Genomic DNA, 14787 nt, shown 5'->3' on the forward strand with positions numbered 1-14787 from the left:
TCGGGTGCTCGTTGCACCCACGACCGGGCAGCGACCTCGAAGGTGATCCGGGACGGTCATCGACCACGACGCAGGGGCGATGCTGTCCCGCGCGCTCGCCGCCGACCACCTGCTCCTCGAGTCGGCCGAGCTCGGCTACCTCGAGGCGCAGACCCGGAACCTCATCGGCGCGGCCCGCTCGACCTGCTCGTTCACACGTGCTCGGTGAGCAGCCCTGAGTCGACGTCGTACAGGAAGCCGCCGACCTTGGCGCGCTCGCCGATGAGCGGGTGCGTGCGCACCTTGGCGACGTCCTGACGGAGCTGGTCGAGCTGGTCGGCGACGACGCCGAACGACGCCCAGCTGGCGTCGACGCCCGCGGACTCGCCGATCTTGACCCGGAGCTCCTGCTCCGAGGACGAGGCCATGGCGCAGCGGGTGTGGGGCACCACGAGGATGCGCTGGACGTTGAGCAGGTGCACGCCAAGCACGAGGGCCTCGAGCGCCTGCGGGGTCACGCGCGCGCCGGGGTTGCGGAAGATCTTGGCGTCGCCGTGCTTCAGCCCGAGCATGCCCAGCGGGTCGATGCGCGAGTCCATGCAGGTGACCAGGGCGATGCCGGCATGGGCCTTGCCGTCGAAGCCGCCGAGGTCGAACGTGTCCGCGAAGGCGCGGTTGGCCTGCAGGAGGTCGTCGAAGTCGCTCACGACCGGCAGGTTAGCGCCCCTCAGGCGCCGCCGGTGAAGACGTCCCGCGCCGCGAGCCGCGTCGGGCGCACCTGCCGGAACAGCACGAGCGCGAGGACGGCCGCCACCACCGCGCACCCGGCGGCTCCCCAGAAGACCGCGTGCTCCTGGGCGATGCCCGCGACCCGCAGCAGGTCGGAGAACTCCTTGCACCGGCTCTTGCCGTCGCAGACGTCCTGCACCGGCGGCACGGCGAGCTGCTCGGAGTAGTAGCGCCGGAGCCCGATCGTGGTGAGGGCCGAGATGCCGATCAGCATGCCCACCATGCGGGCGACCACGACGAAGGCGCTCGCCACGCCGTGGACGTCGTCGTCGGTGGACGCGAGCAGGGCCGCGTTGACCGGCGCGAGCGCCAGCCCGAAGCCAAGGCCGCCCGTGATCAGGGCGAGGTTGGCGATGGGCTCCTCGATCGTCGTGAGCCCCCAGCGGGTCATCAGCACGAAGCCGGTCGCGGCGAGCAGCATGCCGAGCGCGGTGACGAGGCCGGGGGAGAGGAAGCGGATGAGGTAGCCGCCGAGCACGGCCCCCACCGGCAGCGCGAGCAGGAACCGGACCAGCACGAGCGCCGCGGGCAGCTGGTCGTCGGGGTAGACGGTGGTGCGAGCGAACAGCGGGATGTCGATGAGGGCGGCGATCAGCGCGGCACCGACGAAGAAGCTGACCAGCAGCGCCCCCCATGCCGGCGTACGACGCAGCGCGCCGCGCGGCACCAGTGGGTTCGCGGCGCGGCGTACGTGCCAGGTGAACGCTGCCGCCGCCACGAGCGCGCCGAGGAGGTACCACCGGCCTTGGGGCGAGAAGACCTCGATCTTCGGGTCGGCGGTCGCGAACGCGAGGATCACCCCGCCGAGCGCGGCGGCGAGCAGCAGGGCGCCGACCAGGTCGGCGTCGACGAGCACGCGGATCCAGCCACGCAGGTCGAGCAGCGGGCGGGGCGCGAACCAGCACCACGCCAGCAGCAGGACGAGCGCGACGACGGTCGCCATGCCGATCGGGGTCAGCCAGCGGCCGTCACCGGCGAACGGCACGAAGAGCCGTCCCCACGTCAGGTCGCGCATCAACGGGGCAGGGCGCAGGAAGACGACGGCCGCGCACGCGAAGGTGACCAGCAGCAGGAGCAGCCCGACGAGGTCGGGCCGGCGACGGGCCCCCGCAGGTCTCTGCTGCGGGGCGAGCGCGCGGATGGCGGCGGCCAGCACGAGGCCGACGGCGAGGTTGATCGCGAAGATGGCCCGCCAGTCGGCGACGGCGAGGACGGCCGCGCCGAAGAGCGGACCCAGCACCGCGCCGATCTCCTGCACGGCCGAGACCACGCCCAGCGGGACGCCGCGGCGCTCGACGGGGTAGAGGTCGGCCACCAGCGCGAGGGTCGCCGGCACCAGTCCGCCGCCACCGACACCCTGGAGGAACCGGCCGGCCACGATGCTCGGCATGTCGTAGGCCACCGTGGTGATGAGGGAGCCCAGCGCGAAGAGCACGAGCGCCATCACCAGCACCGGCACCCGCCCGCGCAGGTCGGCGATCCGGCCGATCAGCGGGAGCATCGCGACGTAGCCGAGGAGGAAGCCGCTGACGATCGGTGCCGCGCGCTGGAGCTGGTCGATCGGCACGCCGACACCGGTCATCATGTCGGGCAGGGCGAGCACGACGACGTAGGTGTCGGCCGCCGCGAACGCCACGGCGACGGCTGCCATGGCGAGGAGCAGCCGCGAGCTGCGCGAGACCACTGCCTCGCCCGCGGCGGTGCTCACGGTGCGGTGATGTCCTTCTCGGTGCCGTAGTCGGCAAAGTCGACGGTGTAGGTCATGGGCTCGGCGTGGGGGTAGAAGACACCCGTCAGCGTGGCCTCGCGCAGCTCGCCCTCGTCGGTGACCTGCCACTCCACGTCGAACGAGTCACCCGAGGACGACGGGATGATCGACTTCATCGCCGACCCGGGCACCGTGCCGGTGTAGGTGGTGAGGATCTCGGTGTTGTCGGCACCGCCGCGCACGCTCTCCCCGGCCTCCGGTGACTCGGTCTGCTCGAGCAGGCCCGCGAAGCCGTCCTCGCCGACGAGGTTCGAGGGGTCGGGGGCGCCGTACTCCTTGGGGTTGACCTTGTTCCAGCCCGGGGTGAAGGGGAGCTGGGCGTAGACGGTGTCGTCGACCGCGATGACGGGTACGTCGACGGTCTGGCCGGCGAACACCACGGTGATCGAGCCGTCGAAGGCCGGCGCCTGGGTGACCGTGCCGGTCGCCTTGGTGATGCCGGAGACACCGTCGGGCAGCGACGGGGTGGACAGGGTGAGGTCGACGCCGCTCGTCTCGGTGAGGGTCGTGGCCGCCTCGGCCAGCACCTCCTCGGGAGTGGGGCCCTCGTCGCCACCGCCACCGCCTCCGCCGCTGCCACCGTCGTCGCCCGAGCAGGCGGACAGGACGGGCAGGGTGATGACGAGGGCGGCGACCGTGGTGGTGAGCCGTCCGTACGTGCGGGCGCGAGCGAGCATGGCCTCAGCCTTCCACAGGGGCGGCTGCGTCACCGGCGTCCGCTCCCGACGCCGCGCGGGTCGCGACCTGGGCGGCGACCGGGGAGGCCACCGCCGCGATCGGCTGCGGAGCAGGCACGCCCGAGCCGTCGCGCCTGCCGTTGGCCTCGGGCAGGTCGACGGGCGCACCGCTCGACGCGGCCGCGCGGGCCGGGCCGGGGCCGGCCCAGGCGGTGACGAGGGTGTCCTCACCCTTGAGGAAGCGGTGACTGCGGACGCCGCCGGTGGCGCGCCCCTTGCCGGGGTACTCGGTGAACGGCGTCACCTTGACCGCGCCGGCCTCGGTGCCGGGCAGGGCCGTGGAGGAGCCGGACGCCGTCACGACGACCGCGTCGGCGGGGTCGAAGGCGCCGAAGAAGGCGGCCCGCTGGCCCGTGCCGAGCTTGATGCCCGCCATGCCGCCGCCGGAGCGCCCCTGCGGACGCACGCCGGAGGCGGGGAAGTGGAGCAGCTGGGCGTCGGTGGAGATGAAGCAGAGCTCCTCCTCGCCGGTGGCGAGCTCGACGGCACCGATGACCTCATCGCCGTCCTTGAGGCCGATGACCTCCCACTCGTCGCGGTTGAGCACCTCCGGGTTGACCCGCTTGACCACGCCGTCGCGCGTGCCCAGCGCGAGGCCGGGGCCGTCGGTGCGCAGCGAGGTGAGCGCGAGCGCCCGCTCGCCCCCCTCGAGGGCGACGAGCTCGCTGAGCGGGACGCCGCCGGCGACGTGGGGGTCGTTGGCGGTCGAGGGCAGCTCGGCGCCGATGTCGATGACCGGCAGCCGGACCAGTCGGCCGCGGTTGGTCAGCAGGCCGACCTCGCCTCGCCTGGAGGACAGGACCGCGGAGACCGTCACGTCGTGGTTGGCCCGGTCGCCGCCGCGACCGGGGGCCTCGGCGTCCCGGGTGCGGGCGAGGAGGCCGGTGGAGGACAGCAGGACGAAGCAGGGGTCGTCGCTGACCTCGACCGCCGAGGCCGCAGTCACGGCAGGTGCGGCGCCGAGCAGGACCGTGCGACGCGGCGTGCCGTGCTCCTTGGCGACGTCGGTGAGCTCGTCGGAGACGACCTTCCGCAGCAGCTTCTCGTCGGCCAGGATCGCGTCGAGCTGCTCGATGGTGCGCTCGAGCTCGCTCTTCTCCTTCTCGAGCTCCAGCTTGCTGAACCTGGTGAGGCGCCGCAGGGGCATGTCGAGGATGTAGTCGGCCTGCACCTCGGTGAGGTCGAACACCGAGATCAGCCGCTCCTTGGCGGCAGCGGCGTTGTCGGAGCCGCGGATCACCTGGATGACCTCGTCGATGTCGAGGATCGCGATCAGGAGGCCGTCGACGAGGTGCAGCCGGTCCGCGGCCTTGGCGCGGCGGAACGTCGAGCGACGGCGTACGACGTCGAAGCGGTGGCCGAGGAAGACCTCGAGCATCTCCTTGATGCCCAGCGTGCGCGGCTGGCCGTCGACGAGGGCGACGGCGTTGATCCCGAAGGAGTCCTCGAGCGCGGTCTGGCGGTAGAGCTGCTCGAGGATCGCCTCGGGGACGAAGCCGTTCTTGATCTCGATGACCAGGCGCAGCCCGTGCTCGCGGTCGCTGAGGTCCTTGATGTCGGCGATGCCCTGCAGCTTCTTGGACAGCACCAGCTTCTTGATCTGCTCCATGACCCGCTCGGTGCCGACGCCGTAGGGGAGCTCGGTGACGACGATGCCCTTGCGTCGCGCGGTCACTGACTCGATCCGGGCGGTCGCGCGCATCTTGAAGGTGCCGCGACCGGTCTCGTAGGCGTCGCGGATCCCGTCGAGGCCGACGATCTTGCCGCCGGTGGGCAGGTCCGGACCGGGGATGAAGCGCATCAGGTCGTCGAGCGACGCCTTGGGGTGCGTGATCAGGTGCTTGAGCGCCTGGACGACCTCGACGAGGTTGTGCGGAGCGATGTTGGTGGCCATGCCGACCGCGATGCCGGCGGACCCGTTGACCAGCAGGTGGGGGATGGCCGCAGGCAGGACGACCGGCTCCATCTCGCGCGAGTCGTAGTTGGGCTTGAAGTCGACCGTGTCCTCGTCGATCGAGGCGGTCATCGCGACGGCGGCGGGCGCCATCCGGCACTCGGTGTAGCGCATCGCGGCGGGGGAGTCGTCGGGCGAACCGAAGTTGCCGTGGCCGTCGACCGTGCGCAGCCGCATCGACCAGGGCTGTGCCATGCGGACCAGCGCGTCGTAGATCGCGCCGTCGCCGTGCGGGTGCAGCCGGCCCATGACCTCACCGACGACGCGGGCGCTCTTGACGTGCCCGCGGTCGGGCCGCAGCGACATCTCGTCCATCGTGTAGAGGATGCGCCGCTGCACCGGCTTGAGCCCGTCGCGCGCGTCGGGCAGCGCCCGCGAGTAGATGACCGAGTAGGCGTACTCGAGGAACGACGTCTGCATCTCGTCGCGGATGTCGGTGTCGAGGATGTGCTCCTCGAAGTCGTCCGGGAGGGGCTCCTGCTTCGTGCGTCGTGCCATGTCCGCCATTCTCCCCGCTGCCACCGCGCGGAAGGACGGGGGCACGCCGAGAACCCGTCGTCGGTCGAGTAGCCCGCGAGCTGACCCCCTCGTTGGTCGAGTAGCCCGCGAGCGCCAGCGAGCGGGCGTATCGAGACCTCGGTCGGATGCGGGGGTCTCGATACGACTACATGGGCTGCTGTCAGCTACGCGACCGGGGACGGAGGTGGCTGCCGACGGCGTGAGAAGTCCTTCTTCGCGAGCGCAGGCAGGCCCTCGTAGTCACCGTCGACCAGGGCCAGTCGTTTGCGCCGGCTCCAGTTCTGGACCTGCTTCTCGCGCGAGTAGGCCAGGCCGACGTTCTCGTACTCCTCGTGCCACACCAGCTCGACCGGTCTGCGTGTGCTGGTGTACTCAGCCCCCAGCCCGATCTGGTGCTGGTGCAGACGGATGGCGAGGTCGCGGGTGCTGCCGACGTAGAACGAACCGTCGGAGCAGCGGAGCATGTAGACGTAGGCAGTCATGGGTCCAGCGTCGATCCTGGTCGTGGCGGACGACAGGTGCGCGGCTGCATCTGTGGACAGGGGTCTCGATACGCCTCGCTCGTCCCTCGCTCGGCTACTCGACCAGCGAGGGAGGGGGCGGGTCTCGATACGCCTCGCTCGTCCCTCGCTCGGCTACTCGACCAGCGAGAGGGGCGTCCCGATAGATTGCTGCCGTGACCGAAGCGGACGCTGCTGCAGACCAGGTGCGTACGACGCGGCCGCCCCGGCACTGGGAGGCCGACGTCCTGCTGCGCGACGGGCGGACGGCGCACATCCGGCCGATCCAGCCGGAGGACCGCGAGCTGCTGGTCGAGTTCTACAGCCGCGTCTCGGACCAGTCGAAGTACTACCGGTTCTTCTCGCCCATGCCCGAGCTCTCCGAGCGCGACCTCGACCGGTTCACCCAGGTCGACCACCGCGACCGGGTCGCGATGATCCTGCTCGTGGCCGGGCACATGATCGCCGTCGGGCGCTACGACATGATCCGGCCCGGCTACGCCGAGGTCGCCTTCCTCGTCGAGGACGCCCACCAGGGCCGCGGCATCGGCCAGCTCCTGCTCGAGCACCTCGCCCAGGCGGGCCGCGAGCGGGGGATCGACGAGTTCGTCGCCGAGGTGCTGCCCGACAACCAGGCGATGATCCACACCTTCAAGGACGCCGGCTACCAGGTGAAGAGCACGTTCGAGGACGGCGTGATGGAGCTGGTGTTCCGGATCGACCCGACCGACACCGCGCTCGGCGTGATGGAGCAGCGTGAGCACCGGGCGGAGTACGCCTCGATCGAGCGCTTCTTCTCGCCGAAGTCGGTCGCGATCATCGGCGCCAGCCGGCGGCAGGACACCATCGGCCGCGCGCTGGTGCGCCACCTCGTCCTCGGCAACTTCACCGGTCGCATCCACGTGGTGAACCCCAGCGCCGACTCGGTGTCGGGGATGCCGGCATGGAAGTCGGTGGGCGACATCCCCGGCGAGGTCGACGTCGCCATCGTCGCCGTACCGGCCGAGTCGGTGCAGGACGTCGTGCTCGACTGCGCCGCCAAGGGTGTCCACGGCCTGGTGGTGATCTCGTCGGGCTTCGCCGAGACCGGCGAGGAGGGCCGGATGCGGCAGCGGCGCCTGGTCGGACTGTCCCGCTCCTACGGCCTTCGCCTGATCGGCCCCAACGCCCTCGGCATCATCAACACCGACCCCGACGTCCAGCTCAACGCCTCGCTCTCCTCGGTGATGCCGCCGCGCGGCCGCGCCGGGTTCTTCTGCCAGTCCGGTGCGCTCGGCTCGGCGATCCTCGAGAAGGTGCAGAACCGGGGACTGGGCCTCACCACGTTCGTGAGCGCGGGCAACCGCGCCGACGTGTCCGGCAACGACCTCCTCCAGTACTGGGAGGAGGACGACGCCACCGAGGTCGTGCTGCTCTACCTCGAGTCGATCGGCAACCCGCGCAAGTTCTCCCGCATCGCCCGCCGGGTCAGCCGCCGCAAGCCGGTCGTCGCGGTGCGGTCGGGCCGCAGCTCCCAGGGCGTTCCGATGGGGCACGCCGTGCGCAAGATCGGGGCGCCGGGCGAGGCGGTCGACGCCATGTTCCGGCAGGCCGGGATCATCCAGGTCGAGTCGCTCGAGGAGATGTTCGACGTCGCCCAGCTGCTCGCCCACCAGCCGCTGCCGCGGGGGCGCCGGGTCGCGATCGTCGGCAACTCCGACGCCCTCGGGCTGCTCGCGGCCGACGCCGCCAACTCGGTCGGCCTGGTCGTGAACCGGCAGGAGGCGCTCGGCGCCGACGCGACCGCGGAGGACTTCGAGGACGCCCTCGACGCCGCGATCGACGACCCCGAGGTCGACGCGGTGGTCGCGATCTTCATCCCGCCGCTCAACGTCGCCGGCGCCCGCGAGGACGTCGCCAACGTGCTCGCCGCCGTCGGTGAGCAGTCCGACAAGCCCATCGTCTCGACCTTCCTCGGCACCGAGGGCGTCCCCGAGCTGCTGCGGGTGCCCGACGTCGCCGGTTCCAGCGCCGGCCGCGGGTCGGTGCCGTCGTACCCCGCCGTCGAGGCCGCCGTCCGTGCCCTCGCCCACGTCGTGGAGTACGCCGTGTGGCTGCGCGTGCCGCAGGCGACACTCGTCGAGCCGGGCGTCAACGACCTCGACGCGGCCCGCCACCTCGTCAACGAGGTGCTGATGCGCCACCCGGAGGGGCGCGACCTCGACTTCGACGAGCAGTACCGCCTGCTCACCGCCTACGGCATCGACCTGTGGGACACCTACGCCGTCTCCACCCTCGACGAGGCCACCACCGCCGGCGATGCGCTGGGCTGGGACGTCGTCCTCAAGGCGACCGCCGACCACCTCCGCGACCGCCCGGACCTGGCCCACGTGTGGCGCAACATCGACACGCCCGAGGAGATGGCCCAGGCCTGGCGCTCTCTCACCAGCTTGATCACCGACCCCGACAACGCCGGCTTCGTCGTGCAGCGCAACGCGCCCCCGGGCGTGCCGGTCACCATCGCGACGATGGAGGACCCGCTCTTCGGCCCGGTCCTGTCCTTCGGCATCGGGGGCCCGCTCACCGAGCTGCTGGGCGACCGGTCGTTCCGGATCCCGCCGCTCGCCGACCACGACGCCCAGGACATGGTGCGCGAGATCAAGGCCTCTCCGCTGCTCTTCGGCTACCGCGGCAGCGAGATCGTCGACGTCGCCGAGATCGAGCGGCTCGTGCGCCAGGTGGCCCAGCTGCAGCACGACCTGCCGCAGGTGCGTGCACTGCAGCTGCCGCTCGTGCTGGCCGGGGCGGAGGGCGCGACCGTGCTCGGGGCCAGCGTGCGGGTGGAGCCGGTCAAGGACCCGCGGTCCGACTGGTTCGTCCGGCGACTCAGCACGATGCCAGGGGACACCCTGCCTGACTGAGGCCGGACTGGCCGAGGCGTGACAGACTTGTCACCATGCCCCGCTCCACCCGTGACGCGGACGTCTCCCACGACCTCCGCAAGGCGATCCAACGCACCGGCTACTACCCCGAGGTCGTCGCCGACGGCGTCTTCTCGGCGGCTGGCGGCGAGGAGGTCGTGTCCTACTTCGTCCACCACGAGACGACGTTCGACCACGAGGAGGTACGCCGTCACCTGACCGCGCTGCTCCTGACGCCCACCCGGCTGGTGATCGCGCACACCGACGAGCACCCCGGCGACGACCTGCTGCCCGAGCCCTACACCTCGACGACCACCGAGGCGGTCACCCTCACGTCCATCCGGACCGTGGTGGTGACGCGCATGGTGGCCAACCCGACCAAGGGCGTCGCTCCGCCCGCCGAGGCGGTCCTGACCATCGGCTGGGGCGGCGTGGGACGGCTCGACCTCGAGCCGGCCGCGTGCTCGGACCCGAACTGCGACGCCGACCACGGCTACACCGGCACCCTGGCCGGGGACGACTACACGCTGCGGGTGTCGGCCGCCGCCGAGGGAGCAGACGCCGTGGCCGGCCTGCTCGCCTTCGCGGAGGCGTTGTCCGTGCGCACCCGCGGATGACCACCCGGATGAGCCCCCGGCGGTGACCGCCGCCCCGGAGCCGGCGGGCTTCACCCCGCCGGCCTACGGCGACCGTTCGCTCGCCGACGTCGTGCCGTCGGTCGCGCGCGCCCTCGGCGTCGCCCTCGACGGGCACCCGGTCGGGATCGAGCTCCCGCCCGCGCCGTCGTACGTCGTCTTCCTCATCGACGGGATGGGCGCGAAGCTGCTCACCCGCTACGCCCACTCCGCGCCCTACCTCTCCTCCCTCCTCGACGGGGCGGCGACCGGCACCGCCGGCGTGCCGTCGACCACGGCCACCTCGCTCACCTCGCTCGGCACCGGGCTGGTGCCCGGGGCGCACGGGCTCGTCGGCTTCACCGCCCGGATCCCGGGAACCGACCGGCTGCTCAACCACCTCTGGTGGGACAAGGGCGTCGACCCCGTCGAGTGGCAGCCGCACCCGACTGCTCTCGGGCGGCTGGCGCACGCCGGCGTCCACGTCACCTCGGTCAACAAGCGGGACTTCGACGGGTCCGGGCTGACCGTCGCGTCGCAGCGCGGAGCGACGTACGTCGGTGCGGACCGCGTGGGCGAGCGCATCGCCGCGACCGTCGCCGCCTCGGCCGACCAGCCGTCGCTGACCTACGTCTACGACTCCGACCTCGACTGGACCGGTCACAAGTTCGGCGTCGCCTCCACCCAGTGGCTCCAGCAGCTCGCGATGGTCGACGCCGAGGCCGAGCAGCTGCGCGAGGCGCTGCCTGCCTCGACCCGGCTGCTGGTGGTCGCCGACCACGGCATGGTCGACAGCCCCCGTGAGTCCCGGGTCGACGTCGACGAGGTCGACGGGATGCGCGACGGCGTCACGCTCCTCGGCGGAGAGGCCAGGTTCCGCCACCTCTACTGCGCCGCCGGCGCCGTGCCCGACGTCGTCGCCACCTGGCGCGAGGTGCTGTGGGACCGGGCCACCGTGCTGACGCGCGAGGAGGCGATCGGGCGCGGGTGGTTCGGCGCGGTGTCGCCGGGCGTGCTGCCACGCCTGGGCGACGTGATGGTCGCCTGCCACGACGACACCGCGGTGATGTCCACCCGCGACTTCGCCTACGAGGACACCCTGGTCGGGCTCCACGGCTCGCTCACCCCGGCCGAGATGCTGATCCCGATCCTGGTCGGCTGAGTCGCCCGCTCGCCCGCTCGCCCGCTCGCCCGTGAGTCTCCCGGAGACTCACGCGGCTCCTGCGGCGCGTCGGACGACCCCAACCTCGTTCCAGCCGCTCCCGTCAGCGGCGTCCGCGCGTGCCGTGCGGACTTCTGGTCGTCCGACACGCCGACCCCTGCTGTGAGTCTCGTGGAGAGTCACGGGCCGGGGCCGGGTTCAGCGGCCGGCGTCGTACAGGACCCTGGCGGCCCGCGCGGTCCGCGCGTCGGTCATCCCGCCCAGCGGACCCACCTGGCGGGGTACCACCAGCAGCGCGGAGCCGATCACCAGCGTCGCGAGTCCGGCCGTACGTCCTGCGGCGAGCGCCGCGTCCTCGTCGATCCCACGATCGTAGGGTGCGGGCGCGCCGGCCCAGGTCAGCCGAAGGGGAGCGGCTCGGGCGCCAGGCTGACCGCCTTGGCACGCGCGGCCGTGAGGCGGCGGCGGTGGTGCTGGCGGCAGAGGACCTCGTAGGCGACGTCCGCGGGTGGCTCGTCGACCTGGTCGACGTCGCCGACCACGATGACCTCGCCCTCGACGACCATCGCGCCGTTCTCGGTGCGCGCGTTGTGGGTGGCGCGCTTGCCGCACCAGCACAGCGCCTCCACCTGGAGCACGTTCATCCGGTCGGCGAGCTCGACGAGCCGGGCGCTGCCGGGGAAGAGCTGCGTGCGGAAGTCGGTCAGGATGCCGAACGCGAAGACGTCGATCTGCAGCTCGTCGACGACCTTGGCGAGCTGGTCGATCTGCTCGGCGGCGTAGAACTGGGCCTCGTCGCAGATGAGGTAGTCGATCCGACCACCCCGGGTCAGGGTGTCGACGACGTAGGCCCAGAAGTCGAAGCCGGCGTCGACCTCCAGCGCATCGTGGGTCAGCCCCAGCCGGCTGGACAGCACCGCCTGCCCGGACCGGTCGTGCGTGGTGAAGATCCGGCCGACGCGCCCGCGGGCGGCGTGGTTGTGGTTGGTCTGGAGCGCCAGCGTCGACTTGCCGGAGTCCATCGTGCCCGTGAAGAAGTGCAGTTCAGCCATGTCGCGGGAATCCTGTCACAGCCTCGGCCCGGTGCGGCGGCTACCGTGCCGCGCATGGACGAGGACTTTCCCCGTGACCTCTCGCGCGGCCCCCTGACCAGCCCCGACGAGCTCGCTCGCGACCTCGGCCGGGTCACGGTGCTGGACGTGCGCTACCTCCAGGGCGGCCCGCCCGGCCGCGAGCAGCACGAGGCGGGCCACGTCCCCGGAGCGGCGTACGTCGACCTCGACGAGGAGCTCGCCGACCCGCCGGGCGCGGGCGGCAGGCACCCGCTGCCCGACCCGGCACGGTTCGAGGGGGCCATGCGGCGCGCCGGTGTGCGCGGCGACCGGCCCGTGGTGGTGTACGACGACTGGCAGGGGCGGGCGGCCGCCCGCGCGTGGTGGCTGCTGCGGCACCACGGCCACCGCGACGTCCGCGTCCTCGACGGCGGCTGGACCGCGTGGCGGGAGGACGGGCACCCGGTCGAGGCCGGACCGGTGGACGTCGAGCCGGGCGACTTCACCGTCTCCGACACCCCGCACGCCGCTGCCGTCGGGCCGGACGAGGTGCCGCACGTCGACGTGCTCATCGACGCGAGGGCGCCCGAGCGGTTCCGCGGCGACACCGAGCCCGTCGACCCCGTCGCCGGCCACATCCCGGGCGCCGTCAACGTGCCGACGACCGCCAACCTCGACGAGCGCGGCCGCTTCCTCCCGCCGGAGCGGCTCCGGGAGGTGTACGCCGGGGTGGGCGCCGACACGGCGTCCTCGGTGGCTGCCTACTGCGGCTCGGGGGTGACCGCCGCCCACGACCTGCTCGCGATGGAGGTCGCCGGCATCAGCGCGGCGCTCTACCCGGGCAGCTGGAGCGGCTGGATCACCGACCCCGCGCGGCCCGTCGCCACCGGGTGATCAGTCCGCCCGCACCACGTCGCCGACGCTGATCCGGCCGCTCGTCTCCGGGACCAGGTGCACGGCGAAGAACACCTTGCCGTCGACCCGCCGGTGCCGGGCCAGCGTGCGCGTCGGCTCCTTGGCCGTCGTCAGCGTGACCGGGTCGAGGGTCGCCATCACGCACCGGCCGACGGGCTTGCCGATCCGGAAGGGGACGTCGCCCACGACGACCCGGGTCCAGCGGTCCTCGGCGAACGGCTCGTCGCCGTCGACGACGAGGTTGGCCCGGAAGCGCTCGATCGGCAACGGCTCGGGCGGCTCCTCGCCGACCTCGATCGCACGCTCGAGCATCCAGTCGTTGAGCTGTCGCATCGACGCGAGGGACGCGATCGTCACGGGGAACGAGTCAGGGAAGGCGGCGTGGTCGCCGGGCTGCGAGAACCCCGGCTGGAGCGTGCGCTGCTCCGGTGCGTGGCACCAGACGAGGCTCAGGTCGTCGCGACCCAGGACCGAACGCAGCCACGCGTCGGCCTCCGAGCCGGCCGGGCGGGCCCGGAGGTGCAGGGAGAACAGGCGCACGTCGACCGGCGCGGTCTGCGGGACGTCGACGAGCAGGTCGGGGTGGCCGGGGGAGCGCAGCCGCAGCGCGGCCGCCACCGAGGGGTCCGTCGCCGGCGTGTCGGCCACGACGTGGAAGAGGCCGTGGACCTCGCGGGCGGAGACGAGACAACCGTCGCCGTCGACGAGCATCCACGTCCGGTCGTCGGCCAGGCCGCGCGGCAGGACGGTGGTGGAGGTGATCGGACGGATGGCGCCGGACTTGAGCGGATGGACGTTGAGCTGGACGAGTCTCAAGCGTCAGTCGCCCTTGCCCCCACCGAACATGATCTCGTCCCAGCTCGGCACCGAGGCGCGGCCGCGCTTCTTGGCGGGCTTCGGCTTCGGCTCGGCCGGGGCCTCGGCGGCCGCCTCGCGCTCGGGCTCGGGCGCCCGCTCGTGCCGGTCCTCAGTGCGGTCCTGGTCGCCCCGGTCCTCGTCGAGGTAGGCCTCCACGGGCTGCTCGGCACCGAGTCCGGTGTCGGAGAGCTCCATCGTCGTCTCCTCCGGTGACGCGGAGGGCTCCTCGCCGGTGACCATCTCGATCGCGTCGTCGCCCAGCGGGACGTCCTCGTCGACCGCCGTGAGCCGGCGCTGCCGCGCGGCGGCGAGGTCGTCGGAGGCGGGCGTGGCGTCGGCAGCGTCCCGTGGAGCATCCGGGGTGGCGTCGCYGACCAGCCAGCGGGCGTCCTCGTCGTCGACGGTCACGAAGCTGCCGCGCGGGTCGTGGGAGAAGGTGGCGGTGCCGACACGGCCCGCGACGTCGTACAGCGCGGTGAGCGTCCACCGGCCGTCCTCGCGGCGCCAGGCGTCCCACTCGACACTGCCCGGGTCGACGTTGTGCGCCCGCAGCTGGGCGGCGACGGCCTCGCCGAGGGTGCGTGCGCCGGACTCGGACGCGCGGCGTCGTACGGACGAGAGCTGGGCCCGGTCGGCGACGTGGGCGCGCTCGGCCATCACGGGCGCGGCGAACGCCATGATCTTCTCCACCGACGTCCCGGCTGCGTGCGCCACCGCCTCGGGTGACTCACCGGCTCGGATGCGCATCTGGATGTCGCGGGGGCGGAGGCTTGATTCCATCGGGATCTCCAACTGGCCGTTGCTGTCGGGCGCGCCGGCAAAGACGCGACGGAGCCGGGCATCGACCGCCAGGGTGTGCTCCTGGCCCGACTCGTCCACCAGCAGCAGGCGCTTGCCGTCCTTGCTGCGTCCGGTGAACGTCAGCTTGGCCATGGACGGCGGGCTCCTGCCTGGCTGTGGTCGGGGTCATCGGGCGGTCGTCGGTGCGTGTGGCAACCGTGTCGCTCGAGCCTACGCCAGCGGCATGCCCGGGAACGGTT

13 protein-coding genes are annotated in these 14787 nt (G+C 72.5%); 5 read left to right on the plus strand and 8 right to left on the minus strand.

The genetic code is table 11. The annotated features are described in order from the left end of the window. Positions 1–79: 79 nt before the first annotated feature. Positions 80–208: a hypothetical protein gene (locus AC1DP1_RS11815; RefSeq protein WP_477507018.1), complete on the plus strand. Its 129-nt coding sequence runs from the start codon at positions 80–82 to the stop codon at positions 206–208. On the opposite strand, the gene AC1DP1_RS11820 is transcribed toward AC1DP1_RS11815, so the two are convergent. From AC1DP1_RS11820 to AC1DP1_RS11840, 5 genes are all read right to left on the minus strand, one after another. Beyond that, complete coding sequence (locus tag AC1DP1_RS11820; protein WP_477507019.1) at positions 192–686, minus strand: beta-class carbonic anhydrase; 495 nt, start codon at positions 684–686, stop codon at positions 192–194. The two genes, AC1DP1_RS11815 and AC1DP1_RS11820, sit on opposite strands and share 17 nt — an antisense overlap. A gap of 20 nt (positions 687–706) precedes the next feature. After that, the gene (locus AC1DP1_RS11825) at positions 707–2476 is read right to left on the minus strand and encodes an MFS transporter (RefSeq protein ID WP_477507020.1); all 1770 of its coding nucleotides are present in this window, start codon (positions 2474–2476) and stop codon (positions 707–709) included. Continuing rightward, positions 2473–3213: an LppX_LprAFG lipoprotein gene (locus AC1DP1_RS11830; RefSeq protein WP_477507021.1), complete on the minus strand. Its 741-nt coding sequence runs from the start codon at positions 3211–3213 to the stop codon at positions 2473–2475. The genes AC1DP1_RS11825 and AC1DP1_RS11830 overlap by 4 nt, the downstream gene beginning before the upstream one ends. Positions 3214–3217: 4 nt before the next feature. After that, positions 3218–5725, minus strand: a complete 2508-nt coding sequence (locus tag AC1DP1_RS11835; RefSeq protein ID WP_477507022.1) for a DNA gyrase/topoisomerase IV subunit A — start codon at positions 5723–5725, stop codon at positions 3218–3220. 185 nt (positions 5726–5910) lie between these two features. Next, entirely contained in the window at positions 5911–6228 is a 318-nt protein-coding gene (locus AC1DP1_RS11840) for a GIY-YIG nuclease family protein (RefSeq protein ID WP_457189357.1), read from the minus strand. 194 nt (positions 6229–6422) lie between these two features. On the opposite strand from AC1DP1_RS11840, the gene AC1DP1_RS11845 reads away from it, so the two are divergent. The 3 genes from AC1DP1_RS11845 to AC1DP1_RS11855 are packed head-to-tail and all read left to right on the plus strand — an operon-like array spanning position 6423 to position 10922. Next, positions 6423–9146 carry a bifunctional acetate--CoA ligase family protein/GNAT family N-acetyltransferase gene (locus AC1DP1_RS11845; protein ID WP_477507023.1) on the plus strand — a complete coding sequence of 908 codons (2724 nt, stop codon included), beginning with the start codon at positions 6423–6425 and terminating at the stop codon, positions 9144–9146. A gap of 35 nt (positions 9147–9181) precedes the next feature. Then, positions 9182–9763, plus strand: a complete 582-nt coding sequence (locus AC1DP1_RS11850; protein WP_477507024.1) for a DUF5998 family protein — start codon at positions 9182–9184, stop codon at positions 9761–9763. A gap of 22 nt (positions 9764–9785) precedes the next feature. Next, positions 9786–10922, plus strand: coding sequence for an alkaline phosphatase family protein (locus AC1DP1_RS11855; RefSeq protein WP_477507025.1), 1137 nt, complete (start codon positions 9786–9788; stop codon positions 10920–10922). Positions 10923–11320: 398 nt separating this feature from the next. Here the strand turns inward: AC1DP1_RS11855 and AC1DP1_RS11860 are convergent, their stop codons facing one another. Then, the gene (locus tag AC1DP1_RS11860; protein ID WP_477507026.1) at positions 11321–11974 is read right to left on the minus strand and encodes a thymidine kinase; all 654 of its coding nucleotides are present in this window, start codon (positions 11972–11974) and stop codon (positions 11321–11323) included. Positions 11975–12028: 54 nt separating this feature from the next. On the opposite strand from AC1DP1_RS11860, the gene AC1DP1_RS11865 reads away from it, so the two are divergent. Next, the gene (locus AC1DP1_RS11865) at positions 12029–12868 is read left to right on the plus strand and encodes a sulfurtransferase (RefSeq protein ID WP_477507027.1); all 840 of its coding nucleotides are present in this window, start codon (positions 12029–12031) and stop codon (positions 12866–12868) included. Here AC1DP1_RS11865 and AC1DP1_RS11870 read toward each other — a convergent pair whose 3' ends face one another. Both AC1DP1_RS11870 and sepH read right to left on the minus strand, forming a co-directional pair. After that, positions 12869–13705, minus strand: coding sequence for an MOSC domain-containing protein (locus tag AC1DP1_RS11870; protein ID WP_477507028.1), 837 nt, complete (start codon positions 13703–13705; stop codon positions 12869–12871). It lies immediately after the preceding gene. A gap of 3 nt (positions 13706–13708) precedes the next feature. Next, the gene (gene sepH, locus AC1DP1_RS11875; RefSeq protein WP_477507029.1) at positions 13709–14680 is read right to left on the minus strand and encodes a septation protein SepH; all 972 of its coding nucleotides are present in this window, start codon (positions 14678–14680) and stop codon (positions 13709–13711) included. Positions 14681–14787 lie beyond the last annotated feature (107 nt).

The sequence above is a fragment of the Nocardioides sp. P4_G10 genome (genome assembly GCF_056401175.1).